The 25,325-nt window shown below is 43.5% G+C and carries 20 protein-coding genes and 1 pseudogene; 9 read left to right on the top strand and 12 right to left on the bottom strand.

What is annotated here, in order from left to right; translation table 11 throughout:
• Positions 1–307: 307 nt before the first annotated feature.
• The 9 genes and pseudogenes from EII32_RS12500 to dnaK form a co-directional block, all read right to left on the bottom strand.
• Positions 308–463 (bottom strand): annotated as a pseudogene (locus EII32_RS12500) (IS5/IS1182 family transposase); the annotation flags it as partial.
• Positions 420–836, bottom strand: coding sequence for a hypothetical protein (locus EII32_RS06985; protein WP_125234721.1), 417 nt, complete (start codon positions 834–836; stop codon positions 420–422). The gene EII32_RS06985 and the pseudogene EII32_RS12500, both read right to left, overlap by 44 nt.
• Before the next feature lie 101 nt (positions 837–937).
• Positions 938–2,020, bottom strand: a complete 1,083-nt coding sequence (locus EII32_RS06980; protein WP_125234720.1) for a hypothetical protein — start codon at positions 2,018–2,020, stop codon at positions 938–940.
• Positions 2,021–2,023: 3 nt separating this feature from the next.
• Complete coding sequence (locus tag EII32_RS06975) at positions 2,024–3,787, bottom strand: hypothetical protein (RefSeq protein WP_125234719.1); 1,764 nt, start codon at positions 3,785–3,787, stop codon at positions 2,024–2,026.
• A 2-nt stretch (positions 3,788–3,789) separates the two neighbouring features.
• Positions 3,790–5,217, bottom strand: coding sequence for a restriction endonuclease subunit S (locus EII32_RS06970; RefSeq protein ID WP_125234718.1), 1,428 nt, complete (start codon positions 5,215–5,217; stop codon positions 3,790–3,792).
• Positions 5,204–6,805, bottom strand: coding sequence for a class I SAM-dependent DNA methyltransferase (locus EII32_RS06965; protein ID WP_125234717.1), 1,602 nt, complete (start codon positions 6,803–6,805; stop codon positions 5,204–5,206). The genes EII32_RS06970 and EII32_RS06965 overlap by 14 nt, the downstream gene beginning before the upstream one ends.
• Positions 6,802–7,215 (bottom strand): type I restriction enzyme HsdR N-terminal domain-containing protein, encoded by a 414-nt coding sequence (locus EII32_RS06960; RefSeq protein WP_125234716.1) that lies wholly within the window; start codon positions 7,213–7,215, stop codon positions 6,802–6,804. The genes EII32_RS06965 and EII32_RS06960 overlap by 4 nt, the downstream gene beginning before the upstream one ends.
• Positions 7,216–7,217: 2 nt before the next feature.
• On the bottom strand, positions 7,218–7,409 hold the full coding sequence (locus EII32_RS12495; protein WP_125234724.1) for a helix-turn-helix domain-containing protein: 192 nt from the start codon (positions 7,407–7,409) through the stop codon (positions 7,218–7,220).
• Positions 7,410–7,709: 300 nt separating this feature from the next.
• Positions 7,710–9,620 carry a molecular chaperone DnaK gene (gene dnaK / locus EII32_RS06950; protein WP_125234715.1) on the bottom strand — a complete coding sequence of 637 codons (1,911 nt, stop codon included), beginning with the start codon at positions 9,618–9,620 and terminating at the stop codon, positions 7,710–7,712.
• A gap of 268 nt (positions 9,621–9,888) precedes the next feature.
• On the opposite strand from dnaK, the gene EII32_RS06945 reads away from it, so the two are divergent.
• Together EII32_RS06945 and EII32_RS06940 are read left to right on the top strand one after the other, a co-directional pair.
• Positions 9,889–10,701, top strand: coding sequence for an AAA family ATPase (locus tag EII32_RS06945; RefSeq protein WP_125234714.1), 813 nt, complete (start codon positions 9,889–9,891; stop codon positions 10,699–10,701).
• A 43-nt stretch (positions 10,702–10,744) separates the two neighbouring features.
• Complete coding sequence (locus EII32_RS06940; protein ID WP_125234713.1) at positions 10,745–11,737, top strand: DUF4435 domain-containing protein; 993 nt, start codon at positions 10,745–10,747, stop codon at positions 11,735–11,737.
• Positions 11,738–11,772: 35 nt separating this feature from the next.
• On the opposite strand, the gene trmB is transcribed toward EII32_RS06940, so the two are convergent.
• Positions 11,773–12,546 carry a tRNA (guanosine(46)-N7)-methyltransferase TrmB gene (trmB, locus tag EII32_RS06935; RefSeq protein ID WP_125234712.1) on the bottom strand — a complete coding sequence of 258 codons (774 nt, stop codon included), beginning with the start codon at positions 12,544–12,546 and terminating at the stop codon, positions 11,773–11,775.
• A gap of 623 nt (positions 12,547–13,169) precedes the next feature.
• Here trmB and dxs point away from each other — a divergent pair.
• From dxs to EII32_RS06915, 4 genes are all read left to right on the top strand, one after another.
• The gene (gene dxs, locus EII32_RS06930) at positions 13,170–15,083 is read left to right on the top strand and encodes a 1-deoxy-D-xylulose-5-phosphate synthase (protein ID WP_199741410.1); all 1,914 of its coding nucleotides are present in this window, start codon (positions 13,170–13,172) and stop codon (positions 15,081–15,083) included.
• A gap of 66 nt (positions 15,084–15,149) precedes the next feature.
• Positions 15,150–16,502 carry a Trk system potassium transporter TrkA gene (trkA, locus tag EII32_RS06925; RefSeq protein WP_125234710.1) on the top strand — a complete coding sequence of 451 codons (1,353 nt, stop codon included), beginning with the start codon at positions 15,150–15,152 and terminating at the stop codon, positions 16,500–16,502.
• Positions 16,496–17,953 carry a TrkH family potassium uptake protein gene (locus EII32_RS06920; RefSeq protein WP_125234709.1) on the top strand — a complete coding sequence of 486 codons (1,458 nt, stop codon included), beginning with the start codon at positions 16,496–16,498 and terminating at the stop codon, positions 17,951–17,953. The genes trkA and EII32_RS06920 overlap by 7 nt, the downstream gene beginning before the upstream one ends.
• A gap of 11 nt (positions 17,954–17,964) precedes the next feature.
• Positions 17,965–18,927, top strand: coding sequence for a type I phosphomannose isomerase catalytic subunit (locus tag EII32_RS06915; protein WP_125234708.1), 963 nt, complete (start codon positions 17,965–17,967; stop codon positions 18,925–18,927).
• A gap of 83 nt (positions 18,928–19,010) precedes the next feature.
• On the opposite strand, the gene EII32_RS06910 is transcribed toward EII32_RS06915, so the two are convergent.
• Both EII32_RS06910 and EII32_RS06905 read right to left on the bottom strand, forming a co-directional pair.
• Complete coding sequence (locus EII32_RS06910; RefSeq protein WP_125234707.1) at positions 19,011–21,026, bottom strand: helix-hairpin-helix domain-containing protein; 2,016 nt, start codon at positions 21,024–21,026, stop codon at positions 19,011–19,013.
• Between the two features lie 60 nt (positions 21,027–21,086).
• Positions 21,087–21,842, bottom strand: a complete 756-nt coding sequence (locus EII32_RS06905) for a M15 family metallopeptidase (protein ID WP_125234706.1) — start codon at positions 21,840–21,842, stop codon at positions 21,087–21,089.
• Between the two features lie 144 nt (positions 21,843–21,986).
• Between EII32_RS06905 and EII32_RS06900 the strand changes: the two genes are divergently transcribed.
• From EII32_RS06900 to EII32_RS06890, 3 genes are all read left to right on the top strand, one after another.
• Positions 21,987–23,669 carry a Na/Pi cotransporter family protein gene (locus EII32_RS06900; protein ID WP_125234705.1) on the top strand — a complete coding sequence of 561 codons (1,683 nt, stop codon included), beginning with the start codon at positions 21,987–21,989 and terminating at the stop codon, positions 23,667–23,669.
• A 167-nt stretch (positions 23,670–23,836) separates the two neighbouring features.
• Positions 23,837–24,514, top strand: coding sequence for a response regulator transcription factor (locus tag EII32_RS06895; RefSeq protein ID WP_125234704.1), 678 nt, complete (start codon positions 23,837–23,839; stop codon positions 24,512–24,514).
• A 38-nt stretch (positions 24,515–24,552) separates the two neighbouring features.
• The gene (locus EII32_RS06890) at positions 24,553–25,323 is read left to right on the top strand and encodes a DNA alkylation repair protein (protein ID WP_233582336.1); all 771 of its coding nucleotides are present in this window, start codon (positions 24,553–24,555) and stop codon (positions 25,321–25,323) included.
• The last annotated feature ends 2 nt before the right edge of the window (positions 25,324–25,325 follow it).

The following is a 25,325-nucleotide window of genomic DNA, read 5'->3' as shown; positions in this document are numbered from 1 at the left end:
AAGAGCAATGAGAGTTCTTTTGTGGCTTATAAAAAGAATCAGCGTGAACTTCGATTTTACAAACTTCACGCTGAAATATAGTTTTTAAGGAACGACTATATAGCAAAAAAACAAAAATATAGACCACTTGTGAGCCTATATTGCTCAAAAATACGAATGGCAGAAAAACTGGTAAGGTTTTGCTGAGGTCTCATAACATTCTGCAGGTTTTATACTGTAAAGGTACAAAAAACTGCAGAAATATACAAACAAATACGAGGATAATTAACTATAAATCATTATAATAAGTCCTTTTTAAGGAAAGACTAAGTACGTCCTTGTTCCAGAATGAGTGATATCCTTTGTCAGCATAAACAGGTATGCTTTGGGGAATTTTGGCTTTTTCTAATGGTTTCTCCCAATGCTTGATATCACTTTCATTAGTTGCTGTAGTTTCTTCGGCCATGACCAACCTGTTCTTGTCCAGTTATATCCGAGATAAACTGGTCAACCTCTGCTTCATTTTGTATTAGATTAATCAGTATATCTCTATTTGATAACTTAGATTGTTTACCACACATATCTTGACGTATTGTCAGCATGAAAGACAAAAATGCCTCCATTATTTCTTTTTGATTACTTGAGTCATTTGCGGACTTAGTAAGGAATGAATTAAAAGCATAGAAAACATCATCTGAACCATACATGAATATATCTTTCTTAGAGTCAATCATTCTGTTCATTATGGATTTGTTGGCAACTTGTCTGTCACTCTTTGTGTCTTTCAGTATACCAAAGAATACAGAAACGACATCAGCATAAGCCTTATATTTTTTATCTGATAACTGATTCTCCATTATTTTTATCCGCTCAGTTTTTCTGTAAATTATCCATCCCAATATCGTACAGATTATAGGAAGTAAGACAGATAAAAATTTATAAATCCAATCATTCATAATCATAATCCTTTCGGAACTAGACCTAAATTATTGATAGACTCATTTACAAACTGCAGAGACTCGTGTATTCTCAATACTTCCTCATAATCCCAAAATCGGACTTCGTCCTTTATGGGTAAGGCTGCTATCTCTCTTTTTATTCTTTCGATTTGCTTTTGGTCTGTTACGGCGACTATTCCTTGAACAGCTTTATTGTTTTTGGATTTCATCAGATTTAGTATAAGACTATCAATAGAACCTGCAGTTTGAACTTCAAAAACATAGATGACACGTCCCATATTACCGATAGTAACTTCCCAGACTGCATCGACAATCGCTCCATCTGCAACTTTCTTTTCTACTTCAGATCTAAAACCTAAACATCTTCCGATTTCTGCAACTTTGTCTCTGATGTCATTATGTATAAAAGTCGCTTCTTTCATAGAAGTCGGTAATAGATCCTTGTCTTTCTGCTTTGATGTTGCTGCAGATTCTTTTGTCTCTTCCTGTAACTCTTGCCAAATAAAAGAATTAAGCGTAAGCATATCCGTCACTTCTCTATTCCCTGAGGTTTTGATCTCGTTAATAATCTGCTTGCCGATTTTACACAACTGAGAATACTTATGTCCGTTCAATCGAGCTTCAAATCTCGGAAGATTAGCAACCTCAAGTGCGGAGAATCCATTGTAGGTCTTCTTGTTCCACAGGAGGTATGAGTCCGGGTAGGTTTTACAGAGTAATTCGCTCATAATCGCAGGCCCAATCCCTTTAACTTTGGAGCGAAATTCGTCCCACCGTTTTTCAATAGGAGATGTGCCATAAATCAAATTGGCAAACTGTTTGCGGAGCAAATCCATTCCATTGGCTTCTATGATATTATCTATCTGATAATGTTTATTGCCCCACATAGCCATTGCCCAAAGAGGAACTATATAATCATAGAACTGCTCCTCCGACATACCTAATAGCACGTCCCTCGTGAAATTACGAGTATGGAGAGCAAGTTCTTCACGTTCTCTATGTTCAAGCATAGCCTGTGTTTTGTTCTCAACGAACCACGTTTGGTATTTCCCCAACGCCTCAAGTAAAATCTGTTTATTCATAACCTAAACTTCGTAGTGTTTTTCTAAACGTTCAACAAGCCCATCAACTAACTGCTTGTAATCTTTAAAGCGCAATTGAGAGAGATTTCTCAGATTGAATCCAACAAACTTGTCAACATCTTGTTTCCCGCCATTGTATTCTGTGTCTTCTTTGTAGAGAAGAATCATATTGGGTAGAAGGTTATTGGCTTGAGCAACTCCCATGGCATAACCAATCTCATGATATACATTGATATTCTTACTGCTTAGATCTGCAATAATTAGGCTACAAGACTTGATGGCTTCTAATATTCGATCTTGAATAGAGTATGTACTTGATTCTACTGTGCGATCTATTCTTATTGGATAAACATTTAGGTGTATCCCCGTGTATTTGGTATTAAACTGCTCAATGGCTCGTACGATTTTTTCATATATTAGTTCACTTTGAGAGTCCCCAAATTGCATAGATACAAACACTTCATTCTTTTTTGACTGAAATATCTGCTCAAACATCTTTATCAAGTTTTCAGCAGAATCTTTTGAAAGGTCATCAGGTTCATTGACCTTATTAATTCCATTGCGGACAGCCCAGTGTATAAATGCCTGCAATTGAGCCTTGTCGAGGAGTGAGTAGTACACCATCGCTGATAAAAATGCAATATTACCATATTCTTCCCCTTCAAAAGATTCATAAACATGCCCTAAAGAAGTTATTGCCTTTTTGATTTCCGATATATCATTGATTTTTTGTAGATAATGAGTCAGTTTATCAACTCTTCTTTCTATATGCTTCTGTTGAAAATCAAGATTTCGTCCTTCATTCTCCAGCCTTTGAATTTTATTCTTTTGCGCCCCTTCTTGTGGCATTGAATTCGATGACTCTACATCTCTATTTTCATCTTGCTCTTGAAGCGCTTTTAATTCCTGTTTATTTTTGGCAACCTCTTCTCTTTTTTTACTTAACCTATCATTCTCTTCTTTTAATTCTTTCTCGATTATAGTTTTTCTATTGAGGAGTAACTGTATAATTCTCAGGCAAGCAGTACGATAGTAGTCCTTTTCAATATCCTTATTGTTTTTGAGCCAATGAATACTCTCAAACGTGCTATTTTTAGCTATATCAATAAGCTGCAAAGCTAAAGGGTACGCTTCTCCTAATTTTTCCTTGTCGTCAAAAACTCCCAAATCTGAAATAATTTTTAGACTAGCTTCTTGCCGAAGAGGTTCTTGCTTAAAGTTGATATTGTGAAAAATACCCGCTTCAAATTTGTCTCCAAATTCCCTTTCTGAAAAAATAATAGTAAATGGTACAATTAACTTTTCTAGCTCCTCTTTATTAGCCTCTTCTTCTTGCCAAATAAGAGAATTAGGGTCGTCAAAAGGTTCTAGTCTATGATTCCCGTCTACTCGTACAAGGCTTTTATTATCCCCTTTAGTTATATTGGCATGTCTCGCTCTGTAGCTTGTATATGGTAATCTTTCTGCTAAAACTTTTAGTCCGTCTACATACTGAGCATCATCCCGATCAATGGCATTATCAATTCCTATATTACTGGCAAACTCCTGATATTTTTCAACCCGACATGCCAAGGTAATTTCTGGGAAATACTTATATTCACCAGATTCAAGGAACTTTATTATGTCTACCTTATGCTGTTCTATAACAGGTCTTTGGTATGATTCTGGTTTATGAGAAATAGCAGCCAAATCTTTGATTGGCGCAAATCCTCTCAACACAATATAGTGATCAAATGTTTTATAGATAATTCCTTCTAGCTTTACCATATCTAAATTCTACGAAGTATTATTCTCTCTATCTGTTCTTTTGCTTCTAGTATAATCCTTTTTGCTTGCTCTTTATTTTTTCTTGCTTGAGCATATTTATGGTTTATTTGCTCAGTGATCTCCTCTTGATTATCAGGAAGTAGCAAGTATTGCTTCAAAAAACTTGGCATAGATAAATTTCGTATGCCATTAGTTTGACTTTGCATAGATTCTGTCATCCCGATACGATACATCGTTCTTAAGAAGTAAAAAGCATACTCTGGATTTACCTGTGCTTTATCAAGCCTAATTTTATGAATAAAATTACTATAGCTAAGTGTATTTTCTTGCAGCATATCAGAAGTGAGTAAAGCAACTCGACCAACCGGTTGATCTTCACTTCCTCCCGATTTTTCGACTAAAATATCTCCTTCTTGCAGATCCATCTTTTCTAATTTATCTCGCTTAACCATTCTATACTTTACTCGTGAACTATCTAAATTCAAATTGTATTGATTGTCAAACTCTGTAGACCTAATAACTAAACATCGTATAAAATCTTTGACATCTGCTTCATCTTCATCAGTTCCCCAATCTCCCGCTGAGCTTAAAACTAGCATTTCATTTACCCGTTTCTTTTTTATGGGACTAGATGTTATAAACTCTTGCAGCATTGCTGTTTTTGCACTGTATGAGAAAGGATTATATCTGCCCCCAATTAATGTTGAAGCCTTAACCTTGAACATTAATTCTACTTGTTGCTCTTTGGGTAGTTCTATTCCAAGCTGTGCAAGTAAGTATGTCTCTATTTCATCTAATAGCCGTTGAGATTCTTTTTCTTTTTCTTGTTTTTCCCTTTTTGCCTTATTGTATATATCTACTATTTTTTGCTGGGTTGGCAGTGGCGGAAGAGGGATCTCTACAGACTTAAGCAATTCAATATTTACCCCTGACTGATTGTTCCAGTTTGTGCAAATTGAAAAGAATATCTTTTCCCTCTGATAAATATTTAAAATTATGCACAGATAGTCTGGGATTATCATGCTTTTATTCACTCGTATTCTTGTGATATGATTTGAGAAAAATAGTGATTTATTTTCCCTAATCATAGCCGATTTCCCTACTAATTCTTGACTATTTGTATTGTTAAATACTATATCTTCCTTCATTAGCATCGGCCTATTAGCATCTGCTGGAACATATATATATTTGTCAAATATAAGTTCTCCTTCTGTATCAATATTAGTTGGCCGAACTTGAATTATTCCGTCTTTTGCTGTTGCCTGATTCTCTTTTCCTGCTGCAAAACCAGATTGCATGGAGGATACTACTAGTCCCACTCGTGTTAGTTTAAATACTTTACCAAAACGAGATATTCCACATCGATAAAAAATAGGATCTAACCTTCTTGTTGCAATACAGTTTGATATTCTAACCTTATTTGTTTCCATGGATAAATTCTTTAATTCGATTAGATACTTCAGGCAGTTCGTTTCCTCCTATCTTTTTACCCGTGGCATCATAGCCAATATTTTCAACCTCTGCCATGAGCACTTCATAGTCAGAGGAATATTGAAATATTTGTTCTTTGTAAAGATCCAAAATACGCCCCTCTCTCTGCTCTTTATTCAATCCTTTTTCACCTTTCACTTTTGCCTTGATCTCTACTAATGTCTTTTCAAACTTCTCAGTCAAAGACCTGGGATGTTTTTGAAGGAAAAGAATAGAAGACTTGACTCCTGCCTTTACATGAGCAAAAGTATGTTGAGGTAAAGAGACAATAGCCCAAATACGAAATTTTTCAACCATCCAGTCTCTAACAAATTGACTTGTTGCATTAGTTAATATTCCATCAGGAATAACAATAGCCAAATACCCATCTTCCTTGAGGTATTTATGGCATTTTTCCAAAAAAAGGATTTCAGTATTTTGAGATGCTCTCCATTTTTTCTTACTATTGTCATCCGTGATTCGCTCCTTTGTATCCGCAATGCCTAAATTGGTCTCAAATAGTTCATAGTCCTTATAGTAGCTCACTTCATCCGCTTTTATTTTAGAGCCAAAAGGTGGATTAGTCATAATCAGATCAAAAGAGTTATCGATAAAGCTGAGGTTCCGATTTTCAATCTCTATGGAACGATTACTCTTCAGTCCATCATTCGTAATGATATTGGTATGACCATCGTCGTGAATAATCATATTCATCTTTGCTACACGAGAAATCTGCTCATTAATTTCTATTCCGAATAAGTTTTTTTCTGCAAAGTCATGCCAGTAATTAAACCATGATGTACCTCTATCATCACCATAAATTTCATTTGCTTCATCACGAATAGCTTTCAAGGCATGAAGAAGAAATCCCCCACTGCCACAAGAAGTGTCCAGAACTTTATACTCTTTTCTAACCCCTATCGTTTTAACAATGAAATTTACAATTATATTGGGAGTAAAGAATTGTCCAAAATCCCCTCTAAAGAAGCCCCCCATAAAGCTTTGAAAAGCCAACCCTTTGGCATCTAAATCAGTTTTTGAGAGATTGATATCTTGCAAATATTGTACTACTGTAAATATCTTGTGCTTATCCAACTTGATATCATCTTTGAATACCTCTGGGTCTTTCTTTCTCCCTTGCTCGTATAAACTTCTTACCCGTCTCTCCAGCTCAGTTTTAGCCTTCAAATTGGATCTGTCTTCTTTATCTTCAGGATAGTATATGATTTGAAAATCAAATGGTTCCCCTTTGGTTTTGGGGTTATTATCTCTCCAACGCTCATCCCAAATTTTACAAAAGATAAGTTTGTCTAATTCATCAAATGCAGTTGTTGGGGCTAGTGCTCCACCTCCCCATAAAGCATCATGAGCAGATTTAAATTTCTGAATTAAATCCCCTTGTGTCGTTTTTTCAGGCTCAATTCCGCCTTTGGTATATTTAAATCGGTTGACTTTGCCTTCTCGTTGAGGGATATCACTTATAGGAGCTTTTTCAACAGGAGCTATTCGAAGAATTTCAAAATACTCATTTTTTACTCCTGAAGTCACCCATACATAACTTGCTGCTGATGCATGCGCATAACTAAAAGATCGATCCACCGCAACCTGAAACTGTCGCTCATTTGCGTTTTCAGCAACACACTCTCTACCACGATCAAGATTTTACTGTTACTATCATTGTAAACAAGAATGTCAGCCTCTTTTGTCTCAGATCCCATTTGCACAGACTCATTTATTGAAATGTTCTGAGGCAAATAATTATACTTGTAGATAAGTTTCAGAAAAGCTTCCGCTTGAACAGATTCCTCTGGATTTTGGAATCTGCGTTTTGCGTTATTTTTACAATTATACTGTATAGTTGTCATCATTTCATCGACAACGATGTGGTTATCTTTAACTCCTCTTTGGAAAAGCTCTGTTGAAAGAAGTTCTCTCATTTTTTCTGTTGTCTTTGCCATATCTATTTCTCTTTGTTTACGATTAATTCTTTAATGTCCTCTCCTAGTATCTCTGCAATCTGGAAGAGGGTTTCGAGACTTGGTTGGCGTCTATTGCAGACATTGTAATTGACAAAACTGAAACTTTTGCCGAGTTTTTCGGCAAGCCATGTTTGCTTGATAATTTTCTTGGTTGTTAATACCTCTATTGTTATTTGTTATATTGATTATACTTTTCATGAAAAGTTATAATAATTTGCAAATATAGTAAATATTCTTATATAATGAATTAAAAATAGTTTTTTTCTCACCTTTATAAACTTTAAATATTTTAAAGAGTGTAAGTATAAGACCTCAATACGTCTTTTACCGATAAAAAAGTGTTGCGTATAATATGAAAAAGATATTAATGGAAACTGGTGGCAATTTGCACATTTCTTTTTAAAAGACAAATCCGTGTGGTTCGTTTAGCCACACGGATTTGATCGTTTGCAATAGTTGTTTGTATTATTGATCTATTTCACCTCCTCAAAGTCTGCATCCTGAACGGTGTTGTCATTGTTGCTCTGTTGACCGCCGGCCTGTTGTCCGCCTTGGAAACCTTGGTCTGCGCCCGGCTGAGCACCACCGGTCTGCTGATACATCTTGGCACTTGCTGCCTGCATCACCTGATTCAGTTCGTTCATTGCCGCATCAATGGCTGCTACGTCACCATTTTTGTATGCTTCCTTGAGTTTTGCCACGGCAGCCTCTACGTTTGCCTTGTCGTCTCCGAGTTTGTCTCCGTTCTCGTTAAGGAAATTTTCGGTAGAGAAAATCATCGAGTCGGCTTGGTTTAGTTTGTCAATCTTCTCGCGCTCGCGCTTGTCGGCTTCTGCATTCTGCTCTGCTTCTGCTTTCATTCTGTCGATTTCCTCTTGGCTAAGACCGCTGCTTGCCTCGATGCGTATCTTCTGTTCCTTACCGGTGCCCTTGTCTTTCGCGCTTACGTTGAGAATTCCGTTGGCATCGATGTCGAAACTAACCTCAATCTGTGGTACACCGCGGCGTGCCGGAGCGATTCCGTCGAGGTTGAACTGTCCGATGCTCTTGTTCTGCGAAGCCATCGGACGTTCGCCTTGAAGCACGTGGATTGTCACAGCAGTCTGGTTGTCAACGGCCGTTGAGAAGGTCTCGGTCTTCTTGCACGGAATTGTAGTGTTTGCCTCGATTAGTTTTGTCATCACGCCACCGAGAGTTTCAATTCCCAGCGTTAGCGGTGTCACGTCAAGCAGCACGATGTCCTGTCCGGTCTCTTGGTTGAGTATGGCACCTTGTATTGCTGCACCCACTGCCACTACTTCGTCGGGGTTAACTCCCTTTGAAGGTTCTTTGCCGAAGTAATTCTTTACCAATGTCTGAACCGCAGGTATGCGGCTCGAACCACCCACGAGTATCACCTCGTTGATGTCTGATGCAGAAAGTCCGGCATCTTTCATTGCTTTCTGGCATGGCTCGAGACAAGCCTGTATCAAGTTATGTGCCAACTGCTCGAACTTGGCGCGTGTCAGACTCTTCACCAAGTGCTTTGGCACTCCGTCAACCGGCATGATGTAAGGCAGATTGATTTCTGTGCTTGTAGACGATGAAAGTTCTATCTTCGCCTTCTCGGCAGCCTCTTTCAGTCGCTGCATAGCCATCGGGTCTGCCTTGAGGTCGGCTCCTTCATCGTTCTTGAACTCTTGAACAAGCCAGTCAATTATCACTTGGTCGAAGTCGTCGCCTCCGAGGTGTGTGTCGCCGTTGGTGCTAAGTACTTCGAACACGCCGCCTCCGAAATCGAGGATACTGATGTCGAACGTACCTCCTCCGAGATCGAACACCGCGATTTTCATGTCCTTGTTTGTCTTGTCGATACCGTATGCCAGTGCTGCTGCCGTCGGCTCGTTCACGATACGTTTCACGTTGAGTCCGGCAATCTGTCCTGCTTCTTTCGTAGCCTGACGCTGCGAGTCGGAGAAGTATGCCGGCACGGTGATTACCGCGTCTGTAACTTCCTGTCCGAGATAATCCTCGGCGGTTTTCTTCATCTTCTGGAGAACCATGGCACTGATTTCTTGCGGAGTATATTTCCGTCCTTCGATGTCAACACGCGGGTATCCGTTCTCGTTTACCACGGAGTATGGCATGCGTGAGATTTCTTTCTCCGTCTGCTGCCAGTTCTCTCCCATGAAACGCTTAATGCTATATACCGTGTTCCTTGGGTTTGTGATAGCCTGACGCTTTGCCGGGTCGCCTATTTTGCGTTCTCCTCCCTGTACAAAACCAATTACCGACGGTGTTGTGCGCTTTCCCTCGCTGTTGGTTATTACTACCGGTTCGTTACCTTCGAAAACGGCAACGCAACTGTTGGTTGTTCCTAAGTCAATTCCAATAATCTTTCCCATAATCTTATTTTTTATTTGTTATTTCGCATTAATTATATGCGTATGCACTGTACGCAATCCGTTTAATGATAAAACAAACACCATGCCAATACGACAAAATTGTTTCATGGTGACAATATACTGACATTTTGGCAAAGAGGTTTTTCTGACTGCAATATATTAATTCGTAAAAACATTATCTCCCGTCTCTCTAACATAAAAATGTTGTCTCGTAAGCATTGCCGTATGGAAAATATTCATTATATTTGCAAACAAATACCACTTGTATATGAAACACGCAGATTACATAGAGCAGATAGAGATAGAATCGCTGTGGAGCGGCAAACGCCATGTCGTATGGAATCTTGACAGGCGCGTAAACGTTTTGAGCGGTATAAACGGAGTGGGGAAGAGCACCATAATAAACAAGGTTGTAAAGAGCATTGATAAAAACGGAGACATTGTTAACCACCTTTTGAAAGGAGTGTGCATTAAGACAAATCCTGCCGATGCCACCCATATCCGTGTCGATGTCATACGCTCTTTCGACCGCCCCGTACTAAACGTGGATATGACAAATCACATGGACACCTGTCTTCTCACCGAACTCGATTGGCAGTTGTACAAGTTGCAGCGCAAATACCTCGACTATCAGGTAAACATAGGGAACCGTATCATCGAGTCGCTGCAACGCGGAGACGCACAGGAAGCACATGCGATAAGTGAGCCTAAGAAGAAATTCCAAGATCTCATAGACGATCTTTTCCGCGACACCGGTAAGACAATAGTGCGCAACGAGAACGAGATACGTTTCTCGCAGATAGGAGAGACGCTCGTGCCATATCAATTGTCGTCCGGCGAGAAACAGATGCTCGCAATACTCATCACCGTGTTGGTGGAAGACCGCCAGCCGTACGTTCTGTTCATGGACGAACCGGAGGTGAGTCTGCATGTGGATTGGCAGGAAAGGCTTATAAACATAATACTCGAGATGAACCCGAACGTGCAGATAATACTCACCACGCATTCGCCGGCGGTGATAATGAATGGTTGGATGGGGCATGTCACCGAAGTGAGCGACATATTAATCGACAAAGGATAATTGCCATGCAATCGGCATTGCCGTCAATTATCAGTGAAAACAAATGAAACGGCTGAAAGAAAACATTTCGTCAAAATATGTCGAGGCGGCAAACCGGCTGCGCTCGAAGACCGCACGTCGGCGTATCGTTGCGTATGTGGAGAGTTACGACGATGTCTTTTTCTGGCGCACGGTGCTGTCAAGGTTTGAAAACGAAACACGGTATTTCGAGGTGCTGCTGCCTTCAACCCGCACATTGGAACGTGGAAAGAAGTCGGCACTTATGCGAGTGCTTGAAGAAAGGGTGGGGCGCGACATGATAGCATGCGTTGATGCCGACTACGACTATCTCATACAGGGAGCCAGCGAGACGAGCAGGAAAGTAGTGAGCAACCCTTACGTATTCCACACCTTTGCCTACTCCATAGAAAATCTGCAATGTTATGCCCCTTCGTTGCATAACGTTTGCGTGGCCGTTACACTGAACGACAGTCAGTTGATAGACCTTGTCGAGTTCATGCGCCAGTACAGCACAACCATTTTCCCACTGTTCGTATGGAGTATATGGCACTATCGTCGCTCAATATATAACGAGTTCACGATAACCGATTTCAACCATGTGATAGACATGGGCGGTTTCAACCTTAGAAATCCTTTCGCCACAATATTCAACGTCCGTCGCAAAGTGGCTCGGCGCATAGCAATGTTGCAGCGCAGGCATCCCGATGCAAAGGAAAGTTATCTCCGACTGAAAAAGGAACTGATAACAGAACTCGGAGTGACACCCGCAGATACCTATCTTTATATCCAAGGCCATCATTTGTTCGACAAGGTTGTGATGCCGATACTCGGAAAAATATGCTCGCAACTGATACGAGAACGCGAGATGGAGATACGCAGACAGTCTATACACAAGACACAGATGCGTAACGAGTTGTCGTGTTACAGCCACAGCACGCAGGACATAGAACAGATGCTCAAGAAGAATTTGTCTTATGTAATGTCCGAACCGTTCCGGCGTATATTGCAGTCGGTTGAAGAATATCTTGCACTTTAATCGACGTACATTACGTACCCTCCGGCGGAAAATCTTTATTTTGCCATGTCTTTTCCGCTCCTCTTACCACGCCTGTAACTGCGGTATTCGTCAATAGGTATTTCCACTCCGCTTTCCGTCAGTGTTACCTCGTGTGGAAGTTGGAACTTGAGATATTTTATATTCAGTCCCCGGTCAATCCACATCTGTTCGTAATAAGTGTGTATCGACAAAATATCTTTTGTCACTTTGTCACCCTCAATTGTGTCTCCGTACAAGTCTTCGGTGCATACGAGCATCGGCAGGTTGTTGTGTTCCACCATCATTCGGGTATATGTGAACAAGAAATTAGAGTCGGTTTTCAGGTGTATTATTCCTTTGTCGATGAGAAAGCGGCGGTATCGTTCCATGAAATAGGTAGATGACAGTCGTTTTCTCGGGTTCTTCATCTGTGGGTCGCTGAACGTGAGCCATATCTCCTGCACTTCGTCGGCAGCGAAAAAGCGGTCTGTAATCTCAATGTTCGTGCGCAAAAATGCCACGTTGCGCAGTCCCTCGGCAAGTGCCTGTGTCGCTCCGGTCCACATTCTCGCCCCTTTTATGTCCACTCCTATGAAATTGATGTCGGGAAACATTTTTGCCAGTCCCACGGCATATTCTCCCTTGCCGCAGCCCAGTTCCACCACAATCGGGTTGTCATTGTGGAAAAAGTCTTCCCGCCATCGTCCCCGCATCTCGAACGGAACATTTTCAACAACCGAATATGGATATTGGAACACGTTCTCATATCGTTCCATGTCGGCAAATTTCTCTAATTTTCCCTTGCTCATGTTTGTTTTTTCGTGCAAAGTTAGTGGAAGGCATTGTGAAAAACAAAGAAAATCGTTTTTTTTTGTGTTTCGGTTGTCACCGATGTTCCACTGTGCCGCAATTGTTTGTATGCCGTGTTGCAATTTCGCCTGTTTTGTTCGACAATTTCGCCTGTTTTACAAACCAAATTCGGCGATTTTCCGTTTCAAATTGGGCGAAAAAACATTCCTTGCAGCAGTATCACAGGTAGCGAAAGAAACGTTTTTAATTGAAAAACGGGCAAATATTATTTGTTGTCGGAAAAAAACATTAACTTTGCAAAATGATACGGTGTCTGCAATATTGCCATTGCAGAAAGGTATCGTGATGAAGCATTGCAAATGCGGAGATATACAAAAATGTTGGAATACCTTTTGACATTTGGGTGGGTTTCATAAATTTGCTTTGTCGGATTGAGAGATTGTTTTCGAGTGCAAATTGGCGGTTAGAGAAGTATTGCGTCTGATGTACGGCTTAACGAACCAATATTTGGAAACGAAAAAAGACCTCGAAATGGCAAACTTTGCCCACAAGACATATTTGGTTTTTAAGGTGGAAGTTCAAATACCCTGCCTTATAGTCTTTAACGTCTAACTTTAAAATCGTGGAACAGAACGAATATAAGTTACTTGACAAGATAAACAACGCAGAAGACCTGCGCCGCTTGAGCATCGACCAGTTGCCGTTGCTTTGCAGAGAACTGCGTCGCGACATAGTTAACGAGTTGTCGGTCAATCCCGGTCATTTCGCATCGAGCCTCGGTGCGGTGGAGATAACCGTGGCTCTGCACTATGTAATGAACACTCCCGATGATCGCATCGTGTGGGATGTTGGTCATCAGGCTTACGGGCACAAAATTCTTACAGGTCGGCGTGAGACATTCTGCACCAACAGAAAGTTTGGCGGAATATGCCCATTCCCCTCGCCCGAGGAAAGTCCTTACGACACTTTTGCCTGCGGGCATGCCTCCAACAGCATCTCGGCAGCGCTGGGAATGGCTGTGGCGGCAGAAACGTTGGGAGAGCAGAACGCAAACGGTAATGCGCATGGCAGGCATGTGGTGGCTGTAATCGGCGATGGGGCAATGAGCGGCGGACTGGCATACGAGGGGCTTAACAACGTATCAAGTTCGCCCAACAACCTGCTAATCATACTGAACGACAACGATATGTCAATAGACAGGTCGGTGGGCGGAATGAAGCAGTTGCTGCTCGAACTGAACACCGGCGAGAGATATAACCGTTGGCGATACAAGGCGTCTACATGGCTGAAAAACAAAGGCTGTCTGAAAGAAGACCGCCGCAAGGGACTGATACGTCTCGGCAACGCCGCCAAAAGTGCCATCAGCGGACAGCAGAACATTTTTGAGGGCATGAACATAAGATATTTCGGTCCTTTCGACGGACACAACGTGAAAGAGATTGTGCGCCTGCTGAGACAACTGAAAGAAATGGAAGGTCCGAAACTGTTGCACCTGCACACCAAGAAAGGCAATGGATATAAGCCTGCGGAGCAACAAGCCACGATATGGCATGCACCGGGAAAATTCAATCCCGAAACGGGAGAACGGCATAAGACGGACACGAGCAACCTGCCTCCGAAATTCCAAGATGTTTTCGGAGAGACACTCGTGGAACTTGCAAGGCTCAATCCGCGCATCGTGGGTGTTACGCCGGCTATGCCGAGCGGTTGCTCGATGAACGTAATGATGAAAGAGATGCCGTCGCGGGCTTTCGATGTCGGTATTGCCGAGGGGCACGCCGTGACGTTCTCCGGAGGAATGGCAAAAGACGGACTGCAACCTTTCTGCAATATTTACAGCGCATTCTCGCAACGTGCATACGACAATATCATTCACGATGTGGCACTGCTCAAACTGCCCGTGGTAATATGTCTCGACCGCGCTGGACTTGTGGGCGAAGACGGTCCCACGCACCACGGTGCATTCGACATTGCCGCACTTCGACCCATACCCAATCTTACCATTGCATCGCCCATGGACGAACCGGAATTGCGGCGAATGATGTACACGGCGCAACTGCCCGGAAAGGGACCGTTCGTGATACGCTACCCGCGAGGTCGCGGCTCGGTGGTGGATTGGCGTTGCCCGTTGGAAGAAATTCCGGTGGGCAAGGGGCGTAAACTGCGTGACGGCGGCGATGTGGCAGTTCTAAGTTACGGACCGCTCGGCGTGGCGGTGGAAGAGGCTTTGAACGGCTTGTCTCTTTCCGTTGCCCACTATGACATGCGTTTTGTCAAACCGCTCGACGAGGAAATACTCGATGAAGTGGGACGTCGGTTCAAACGTGTAGTGACAATCGAAGATGGTTCGCGCAACGGCGGTTTCGGTTCTGCCGTACTCGAATGGCTGGCAGACCACGGTTATACGCCGCACCTGACACGTCTCGGTCTGCCCGACTTTTTCGTGGAACACGGTACCGTGCCCGAACTGCAACGGGTGGCGGGTATCGACGCGGAGAGCATAAGGAAGGCGGTTTCCGGCATTGACAATCGTTGATTGCCATGTTGACGGCATAGTAATTATAATAAGTCTTGTTTGTAATATAATTTTTTATTATATCAGATGAAGATAATCATAGCAGGGGCATACGCCATCGGGACGCACTTGGCAAAACTGTTGTCGCGCAGCAACAACGACACGGTATTGATAGACGAGAACGAAGGACGGCTTGCCGACATAAGCGGCGACTACGACCTTATGACATATCTTGCCTCGCCGGCAAGTTTCAACACGCTGAAAGAAGCGGGTGCGCACGGTGCCGATTTGTTTATTGCGGTTACGCCGGATCAGCATCTCAACATTACAAGTTGCATGATGGCGCATTCGCTTGGCGCAAAGAAAACGGTGGCAAGAATTGACGACAGCGATTTCTTGTACGAGAAAAATGCCGCATTCTTCAAGCAGATGGGCATAGATTCACTAATATATCCGGAAGATCTTGCAGCCAACGATATTTGCAAAGGCTTGAAGATGAGTTGGGTAAGACAACGGTGGGACGTACACAACAGCTCGCTCGTGATGCTTGGGATAAAGATGCGCGAGTCGGCAGAGATACTCAACATGCCGTTGAAAGAATTGTCAAAACCCGAGACTCCTTATTATGTGGTTGCCGTGAAGCGTGGCGACGAAACCATCATTCCGCGTGGCGACGACGTGCTGAAACTGCACGACATGGTATTCTTTATGACCAAACGCGACACCATATCTTATGTACGCAAGATTGTCGGCAAGGAACATTACGTTGATGTAAAGAACGTTATGGTTATGGGTGGCGGCATTACGGCTGTCAGGGCAATGGCAAAACTGCCGGAGTATATGAATGCCAAGATAATAGAGATGGACGAGGCACGGTGCGAGGAACTCAACGAACTGATTGACAACAAGCATGTAATGGTGATTAACGGAGACGGGCGCGACCTCGCTTTGCTTCGCGATGAAGGCATTGGCAACACGCAGGCGTTTGTGGCACTGACGAGTAATGCCGAGACAAACATCCTTGCCTGTCTGACGGCAAAACGCATGGGAGTGCGCAAGACGGTGGCAGTGGTAGAGAACATGGATTATGTCAGTACTGCCGAGAGTCTCGACATTGGTACGATAGTGAACAAGAAGGCTCTTGCGGCAAGCCATATTTACCAGATGATGCTCGATGAAGACGTAAGCGTGAGCAACGTGAAGTTCTTTACCACGGCAAATGCCGATGTGGCGGAATTTACTGCCCATCAAGGCTCGAAGGTCACCCGCAAACGTGTTTCCGAACTTGGTCTGCCGCAAGGTGCAGCCATAGGCGGATTGGTGCGCAACGGGGTGGGGCATCTGGTAAGCGGAGGCACGCAGATAGAGACCGGCGACGTGGTGGTGGTGTTCTGCCATAATATCAGCATGGCAAAGATTGAAAAGTTTTTCAAATGCTGAACCTTAAGATTATATACAAGATTATCGGGCAACTGCTGTACATCGAAGCATTGATGATGGCAGTGTGCGTTGTCATGTCATTCTGTTACGGCGAGACCGACATGCCGGGTTTTGTATTCTCCACAATAATAACCGTGGCTGCGGCGTTCTTGTTTCGTTATCTCGGCATAAATGCCGTTGACAGTCTCGGGCGGCGCGAGGCTTACCTGCTGGTTTCCATGGTGTGGCTGCTGTTCAGTTTCTTCGGCGCACTGCCTCTGTACATTACCGGACACCTGCCTAATTTTACCGATGCCTATTTCGAGACCATGTCCGGTTTTACCACCACCGGAGCGAGTGTCATGGATAGTGTGGAAAATTTGCCGCACGCGCTGAAATTTTGGCGTTCGATGACACAATGGATTGGCGGACTTGGCATAGTGTTCTTTACCATTGCAATCATTCCGTCGCTCGTGGGCGGCAACATGAGGGTGTTCTCTGCCGAGGCCACCGGCCCCATACATTCCAAGATGCACCCCCGGCTTAAGACCACGGCTAAGTGGATATGGAGCATGTATATAGTGCTTAACATTGCTTGTGTGGGGTGTCTGTTCGTTGCCGGCATGGGACTTTTTGACAGTGTTAACTATTCTATGACCATAACAGCCACGGGCGGGTTTGCCACCCACGATGCCTCTGTGGCATATTTCAATTCCGCAACAATAGAATATATTATCATTGCGTTTATGTTCCTTTCGGGAATAAGTTATGCCTTGCTTTATGCTTTTTTCTTTAAAGGCAAGGTGAAATCGTTTTTCAAAGACCCCGAACTCAGGCTTTATACATTACTTGTGACAATTGCCACGGTGGTGATAACATTTTTTCTGATACGCTCTTCCGACTACGATTTCCATGATGCATTGCGCGTTTCGCTGTTTCAAGTAATATCGTACATAACCAGTACCGGCTTTTTCAGCGACGATGCAGGGAAATGGCCGCACATAACATGGATTGCACTATGTGTATGTATGTTCTTTGGCGGCTGTGCGGGCAGTACGAGCGGAGGCTTCAAGTGTGTGCGTGGCGTTATGATTCTTAAAGTAATTCTCAACGAACTGAAACGTGTGTTGCACCCACATGCGGTGTTGCCTGTTAAGATCGGCCACCGTACCATAACTTATGGTGCACAGGTTTCTGTGCTCACTTTCTTCGTTCTGTATGTGCTGATATGCTTCTTTTCTTATGTAATAATGATAATTGCGGGTGTTGACAATATCAACGCCATAACCCTTGCGTTGAGTTGTGCAAGCAACGTGGGACCGACGCTGGGATTTGAACTCGGTCCGACCATGTCTTGGAACATATTGCCCGACATCGTGAAATGGCTCCTGTCAATGTTGATGCTCATGGGACGACTCGAGATAATAACCGTGGTTGTGATGTTCACATCTGCATTCTGGAAAGATAACTAAACAGACCGATTATGCAAATACTTAGGTTTGAGCCGCTCTTGAAACAGACAATATGGGGCGGAGACAAGATAATTCCTTTTAAGAAAAATAACTCAGACATGCAGTGTGTTGGCGAGAGTTGGGAAATATCGGGAGTGAAAGGCAGCGAGACCGTTGTGTGTGATGGAACGATGAAGGGACGGAAACTGAACGACTTGGTTGCGGAAATGAAAGACAAACTCGTGGGAAAGGAGAATTATGAACGTTTCGGCAACGAGTTCCCGTTGCTGATAAAGTTTATCCACGCACGCAAAGACCTCTCGATACAGGTACACCCCACGGACGAGGTGGCACGCCGTCATGGATACCCACGCGGAAAAACGGAGATGTGGTACATGCTGGATTCGGAACCGGGAGCGAGAATATATTGCGGACTGAAACGCCGGATTACACGGGAGGAATATTGCGAAATGGTGGCCGGCGACACGATATGTGATGCTCTGGCAGAATATGACGTAAGCGAGGATGATGTTTTTTTTCTGCCTTCGGGAAGAATACATGCCATACGCTCCGGATGTTTCCTCGCCGAGATACAGCAGACGAGCGACGTGACATACCGCATATACGACTACAAACGGAAAGACCGCGATGGAAACTACCGACAACTGCACACGCAGAAGGCTGCCGAGAGCATAGACTATACGGTGGAAGATGATTACCGTACTCATTATGTGCCACGGAAGAACATGGGCGTTACGCTCGTTGAGTGTCCGCACTTCCGTACGTCGGTGTATGATCTCGACGAACCGATGACACTCGATTATTCCGACCTTGATTCTTTTGTGATACTTATTGCACTGAAAGGTAACGGGCAAGTTACCGACGAAGACGGCAACACCTTAACATTTTGTGCCGGCGAGACGCTTCTGCTACCTGCGACAATGACACAGGTGAGTGTGGAGGGAACGGTGAAATTTCTTGAAACGTATGTGTAGGAAATAAAGTATTCAAGAATAATCTTATAATAAAGATGTTCGCATGTTTCGTACGATTCGGTATTTTGCCGAATGTCGTATTGTCATAGTTTCATGCGCAGTTGCATTTCGACATCGGTCATTGACGAGTGAGCGATCTTCTGCAATCCGGTGCCGATGGAGGCTCGGTCGAAATAGTTTGTTACGGCAGTCTTGACAATTACCATTACCTTTTTTGAAAAATCGGCGCGTGCGAACAGAGAGTAGCGTATGCCCTCGCCGTAGAACGAGGGGAAATTGAAGGTGTATAAAGGTCCTTTCTCGTATGTATATATGCGCGAGTCGAAAGTGTCGGTATTGAAATAAGCCATATTTGCCGTGAAAGAAAACCGATCCGTCAGTTTAACCGTCAACGTTTCACTCAACATATAGCCGAAGTCGTCTTGCTTGTAAGAGACATGTGTCACATCGGCCTGTGTCTTTGTATTCCACATTCCTCCGTCGTATCCTACGGCAATTCGCCCTCGTTGTTCCACCTTGTTTGTTAGAGCGGTTTTCTTTTGGTTGTTTTTCTCACGTATTTTGACACGGTATCTTGCAACGAAACTCCATCTTTCCATACTGCCGGAAGCCTGTACGAAACCGTCATACGCGTGTGAAGCGAACGCCGCCTGATACTTGGGCCATGGGAAATAAACCAAATCAAAATATCCCATGATGCGGAATGTGGCAGACGGATGCCAGTTGAGACCGAGATATATTCCGCTCTCGTTTTGCACTCTTCCCCCCTCGTTGAAACTCTCGGAGAACAGCGAGTAATATTTTTTCGAGTAGAAACGTTGCAGAGCCATGATGTCAATGTCGTCGGTGAGGCAATATGACAATGTGTTTATCGTGGCAACCGCACCGCATTTTCCCGTTGCGGTTTCTCCGGACACCTGCCACCTCGGTGCTGTGTAGCCATAATCGATGGATATGTTCCAGAAGTTTTTTCCGGAAGGATGGAAGCGGCGGAACAAAGCGGATACGTCAGGACGCAGTTCTCTTGACAAATGAGAGAACGCCGCCGTCGCCCCCATGTGCAGACCACCATGCCTGAAAGACATGTTCATTCCTCCTGCGGCTATCGACGAATTGCCTTTCTTCCCCATCTCGGCGGGTGTACGGTGGTATCCGTTTTTTAGTATCGTGGCTATGGTTGAATCTTTGTTTAGTGTTGCGTCTATATACCTGAACGATGCGAATGCCGTGGCATCGAGTCCCTTTACCACACGGATTGTAGTTGCAACTCCCTGCATATAGTTGGCTTCCATGCGTGATGAATGTACCCGTATGTCGGATGTCTTGCTTCCGAATTGTTGCGATGTGGCAACCTTTCCCATCATAAAGTTGTTGTTCATGACGAGTCCCATTCCGAATTTTGCCTTGTATCTTCCCACGACAATATTCTTCACTCTTCCCATGTTTCGCATCTGTGCGTAGAAAGAATAGAAATCATATCCGGCAGTATTGCCGCCCGCAAAGAACGGTTCCCCGGCATCTTGCGAGCCGAGAAATCCCGCTTTAATATATTGTCCGTATGAAAATGTGTATTTCACGGAGTGCCTGTACGGGTAGCCAAGGTATCCGTTGTTGTCTCCCTTTCGTTCGTAACAAGGTATTTTCGCGGTTGCCACAAATTCGTGTCTGCCATATTTCATAATGTTTTGTAACGCCGGAAAATGCTTTTCAGACACATCTCCGAGTATCACGAAATGTTTAAGCAACTCTCGTTGATAGTAGTCGAGCGACTCTATCATGGCAAGTTCGCCGAGCGATTTCATGGGAGCATATTTATAAAGATATTCACATATATCCATAACCTGCCTGTCGTTTAGGAAAGGCACGGTCTCGATGTCCTCCCGTGTTGCATTGTTGAGATCGACGGGGTGCTGTTCCAATTCGCACAATATGTCGTAAGTTTCCTGCCATGATACCGTCTCGCCATCTTCCAAAGCCATTACGTCTGAGAGGAGCGACTCCCACGGATGTGGGTATTTCTGTGCGAATGATGTTTGTGCATACATTAATACAATAATGCTTAATGTCAATATTGGCACAACGTGTGGCATTTTTTTCATTCGATGTTTGTTTTTATGATAGTTGTAACTATGCCGATTATATTGTGAAATGCCCGTAAATTATGACGGAAATTGGAAATGCTGGTAATCCTTCATTGTCTTCCAGTTTCCTCCCCATGTGGCTCCTGCTTTGGTGAAAAGTTTGTATGCCATGTCGTTACGGTCTATCTCGTAGGGAATATCTTTCCGTACCTCTCTATTGAAAGCGTATTTCCGCCCGTTTTCCGGTGACACTTTCTTTCCTCTGACATACGGATTGTATTTGGGGTTGATGTCGATAGCCATACCGTAAGCATGCTTTGATAGTTTCGCGGAGCCTTCAACTCTTCGATAATTAAAGCATGATGTGTTGTTTGCAGCCATCGATTTTTCATCGTCTCCACCGTAGTTGTCCACGAGGAAAATGCTTTCTATGCGGTAATTCTGCAGATACAGTTCTTTGAAAATACTTGTTACACGCTCTGCAATCTTCCTGTTTACCACCATTTCCCCGGTCTGTATTTGTCCTTTGGCATTTCGATGTAACAGTCGCAAATAGCACAGTTCGCGTCGTCCCACGGGACATCCTTTCCGCCATGACTTGCCGTTAATCCTTTCCCACATGTTATTGTCTATGTCACAGACCAAAAAAAGCCGGTTCAATCCGGTCATATTCACATCTGTTTCATCGATTATCAATCCCGGTTCCCAGTCGTGAAGCAATCTTATGCGTGGCTTGTTTGCTTCCGATTTCAAAGGTATTGCCATTAACAATATGCCGGTAAGCAGCACAGTTGTAATAAAAAATGTTGCAATAAAAAGTGTGTTTTTCTTCATGTTTGAAATGTTTTACAACTGCACAAAGGTAATGATTTTTCTTTATATTTACCGTTGTTGTAACTTGTTTTTAACATCTTTGAAAAGCGTATGTAATATTACATACCTAATTTTGCACACTGAAATACCAAAACGGTTTCGTACATGACAACAATAATTGCATTTCAACTTTTAGGCTCGCTTGCCTTGCTTATATTCGGTATGAAGATAATGAGCGAGGCTTTGCAGAAGATGGCGGGTCCTCAACTGCGCCACATTCTGAGTGCGATGACCACCAACCGCTTGTCGGGAATGTTCACGGGTATGCTGCTTACCGTCGCAGTGCAGTCTTCTTCGGCAACCACCGTGATGACAGTGTCGTTCGTCAACGCCGGACTTCTCGCCCTGTCGCAGGCTATCTCGGTAATCATGGGTGCCAATATCGGCACCACTCTCACAGCATGGATAATGTCTGCCGGATTCTCGTTCAGAATAACTGATTTCGTATGGCCGGTGTTCTTTGTCGGGATATTGTTGATTTATAGTAAAAAATATCGTGATATCGGCGATTTCCTATATGGTGTTGCATTCATGTTCTTCTCGCTCGGCATGATGAGTCAGACGGGTAAAGCGATGGATTTAGGTCACAACCAATCTCTGATAGAATTCTTTTCTTCGTTCGACACGAGCAGTTATTCGTCAATACTGATATTCCTTCTGTTAGGTACTGTTCTGACATGTATCGTGCAGTCGTCGGCTGCGGTAATGGCGATAACCATGGTTCTTTGCACAAGCGGAGTTCTTCCAATTTATCTCGGCATAGCCCTTGTTATGGGAGAGAACATAGGAACCACGATGACGGCAAACCTTGCGGCACTTACGGCAAACACACAGGCACGCCGGGCGGCACTCGCACATCTTGCATTCAACGTAATCGGTGTGTCGTGGGTACTTATAGTTTTCTATCCTTTTGTTGACACGGCATGTTCGTTTGTTGGTCTCGACCCTTCGTCATCGTCACAAACTGTGACAAAAGTGTCGTTTGCCCTTGCCGCGTTCCATACCGCATTCAACGTTACCAACACTTCAATACTTATTTGGTTTATCCCCCAGATAGAACGTTTTGTGTGCCGTATATTGCCCGAAAAGCAGGCGAAAGAAGACGAGAGTTTCCGTCTGCGATATATACATGCAGGAATAATGAATACGCCGGAAATCTTTGTACTCGAGGCACATAAAGAAACCTTGTTGTTTGCAGAACGCATGCAGAAAATGCTTGGAATGGTAAAGGAACTTTTACACGAGAAGAACGACAAGAATTTTAAGCAAGTATTTGAACGTATAAAGAAATACGAGGACATTAGCGATAACATGGAAATAGAAATTGGCAGATACCTCGAACATGTGAGCGATGCACGCCTCAGTGACGAAACGAAAGGCAGAATACGAGACATGATGCGCGAGATAAGCGAATTGGAAAGCATAGGCGACGCATGCTATAATATCGCCCGTATCCTTATGCGCAAGCATGAAAGCCCCGAAGATTTCATACAAAGTCAATACGATGCCATCAATGAAATGATGAAACTTGTTGATAAAGCTATCAATCAAATGCTTATTGCACTTAGAGAAAGACGCGAGGATACATCCATAATACCTTCCAATTCGATAGAAAAGGAAATAAACGAACTGCGCGATGAACTGAAATTGAGAAATACTTCCGATGTCAATGCACACAAATACGGGTTTGGCATAGGAACGATGTTCATAGACGTAATCAGCGAGTGTGAGAAACTTGGCGACTATGTGCTAAACGTAGTAGAGGCAAGGCTTGGGAAAGAACAATAGAAAGAAGACTTTTTATAAGTAAATGAAAGACTCGGGGGAGTTTACATTTTAATGAGTAAAGGAGTTCGTTACACAAGAACTCCTTTATTCATAATAACCTGAAAATATCAATTTATTATCCCAAAGACCTTGCAATAACATAAAAAATGTGTAAATTTGCAACCAATATGAAAAAGATTTTGGTTGTCGATGACGAATTGGCTCTGTGCGAGATAATGCAATTCAACTTGGAAGCGGCAGGATACAGTGTGCAGACAGCATGCTCGGCCGAGGAAGCACTGACATACGGAATAACACAGTTTGACATCATATTACTTGATATTATGATGGACGGAATGTCGGGATTCGACCTTGCAAGACTCATGCGAAAGGAAGAAAGGACACGCGACATTCCCATAATCTTCATTACGGCATGCAATGATGAGGACAACCGGGTAAACGGACTTGAAATGGGAGGAGACGACTATATATCCAAACCGTTCTCAATAAGGGAGGTGCTCGCAAGAGTAGCCGCAGTATTGAGACGTACCTCGGACAGAAAAAAACAGAAAGCAAACCTGTTGACATACGAGGGAATCACCATAAATCTTGACCTTAAGACCGTTGAAATAGACGGGAATGACGTGGCATTCACCAAAACCGAATTCGAAATCCTTTGCCTTTTCCTGAAAGAACAGGGAAGACTGTTCAGTCGCAAAGAACTTATTGGGATAGTATGGCCGAGCGATGTAGTCGTGTTGAACAGAACGGTGGATGTCAACATTACACGACTGAGGAAGAAAATAGGACGATATGCAGACAGGATTGTTACACGACAAGGATATGGATATTTCTTTCAGAAATGACATGTGGTCAATATTTTTATAAAACATAGTGAGGAAAGATGATACACACGGCAGACGAAGCGATTAAGGCGATGAACAGGATGGCGGACGAGAAACAACGCCAAATACTTATGAAATTCTTCAAGACGGGAAAGGGAGAATACGGCGAAGGCGACATTTTTCTCGGCGTTAAAGTACCGCAAGTGCGCAGTGTGGCAGCAGAATGTAAGGATATGGAGCGCAGGGAAATCAGTTTGCTGCTACAATCGGAATTGCACGATGCACGTCTTTGCGCACTGATTATACTTGTGATAAATTTTGAGAAACTATGCAACAAGAGGCTGAAGGACAACGAAGAGGCAATAAAGGAACGCGACGGTATAGTAAAATTCTACATCGAAAACGCCGCGAGGGCAAACAATTGGGAACTCGTTGACCTTTCGGCACCTAAGATTCTCGGACAGTGGCTCATGCTTCCATCACGCTTTACGAAAAAAGAGAAGATATTGCTTATCGACACCCTTGCAGACAGTGGCAACCTGTGGAAACAGCGAATATCAATGGTATGCACATGGGGCGCATTGCAGAAAGGCGACCCGGAATATACGCTGCGGTATGCCGAACGCCACCTGCACCACTCTCACGACCTTATGCATAAAGCCGTAGGCTGGATGTTGCGCGAGATGGGCAAGCGCATTGACATTGAATTGCTACGTTCTTTCCTAAAAATACATGCCGTAGAGATGCCGCGCACCATGCTGCGCTACGCAATAGAGAAGATGGATAAAGACGAGCGAAGACAATGGTTGTACATGGGAAAGCATCGGTAACT

This window comes from Prevotella sp. OH937_COT-195 (assembly GCF_003932845.1).
Classification (GTDB): domain Bacteria; phylum Bacteroidota; class Bacteroidia; order Bacteroidales; family Bacteroidaceae; genus Prevotella.
This window is presented reverse-complemented; position numbering and strand designations above follow the sequence as displayed.

Coding starts and splice junctions, on each gene's coding strand:
- EII32_RS06945 (WP_125234714.1), top strand. CDS start 9,889: ATGAAACACGCAGATTACATAGAGCAGATAGAGATAGAATCGCTGTGG.
- EII32_RS06910 (WP_125234707.1), bottom strand. CDS start 21,026: ATGAAAAAAATGCCACACGTTGTGCCAATATTGACATTAAGCATTATT.
- trmB (WP_125234712.1), bottom strand. CDS start 12,546: ATGAGCAAGGGAAAATTAGAGAAATTTGCCGACATGGAACGATATGAG.
- EII32_RS06980 (WP_125234720.1), bottom strand. CDS start 2,020: ATGAATAAACAGATTTTACTTGAGGCGTTGGGGAAATACCAAACGTGG.
- EII32_RS06905 (WP_125234706.1), bottom strand. CDS start 21,842: ATGAAGAAAAACACACTTTTTATTGCAACATTTTTTATTACAACTGTG.
- EII32_RS06985 (WP_125234721.1), bottom strand. CDS start 836: ATGGAGAATCAGTTATCAGATAAAAAATATAAGGCTTATGCTGATGTC.
- EII32_RS06975 (WP_125234719.1), bottom strand. CDS start 3,787: ATGGTAAAGCTAGAAGGAATTATCTATAAAACATTTGATCACTATATT.
- EII32_RS06890 (WP_233582336.1), top strand. CDS start 24,553: ATGATACACACGGCAGACGAAGCGATTAAGGCGATGAACAGGATGGCG.
- EII32_RS06895 (WP_125234704.1), top strand. CDS start 23,837: ATGAAAAAGATTTTGGTTGTCGATGACGAATTGGCTCTGTGCGAGATA.
- EII32_RS06970 (WP_125234718.1), bottom strand. CDS start 5,217: ATGGAAACAAATAAGGTTAGAATATCAAACTGTATTGCAACAAGAAGG.
- EII32_RS06920 (WP_125234709.1), top strand. CDS start 16,496: ATGCTGAACCTTAAGATTATATACAAGATTATCGGGCAACTGCTGTAC.
- EII32_RS06960 (WP_125234716.1), bottom strand. CDS start 7,215: ATGGCAAAGACAACAGAAAAAATGAGAGAACTTCTTTCAACAGAGCTT.
- trkA (WP_125234710.1), top strand. CDS start 15,150: ATGAAGATAATCATAGCAGGGGCATACGCCATCGGGACGCACTTGGCA.
- EII32_RS06900 (WP_125234705.1), top strand. CDS start 21,987: ATGACAACAATAATTGCATTTCAACTTTTAGGCTCGCTTGCCTTGCTT.
- EII32_RS06940 (WP_125234713.1), top strand. CDS start 10,745: ATGAAACGGCTGAAAGAAAACATTTCGTCAAAATATGTCGAGGCGGCA.
- dnaK (WP_125234715.1), bottom strand. CDS start 9,620: ATGGGAAAGATTATTGGAATTGACTTAGGAACAACCAACAGTTGCGTT.
- EII32_RS06915 (WP_125234708.1), top strand. CDS start 17,965: ATGCAAATACTTAGGTTTGAGCCGCTCTTGAAACAGACAATATGGGGC.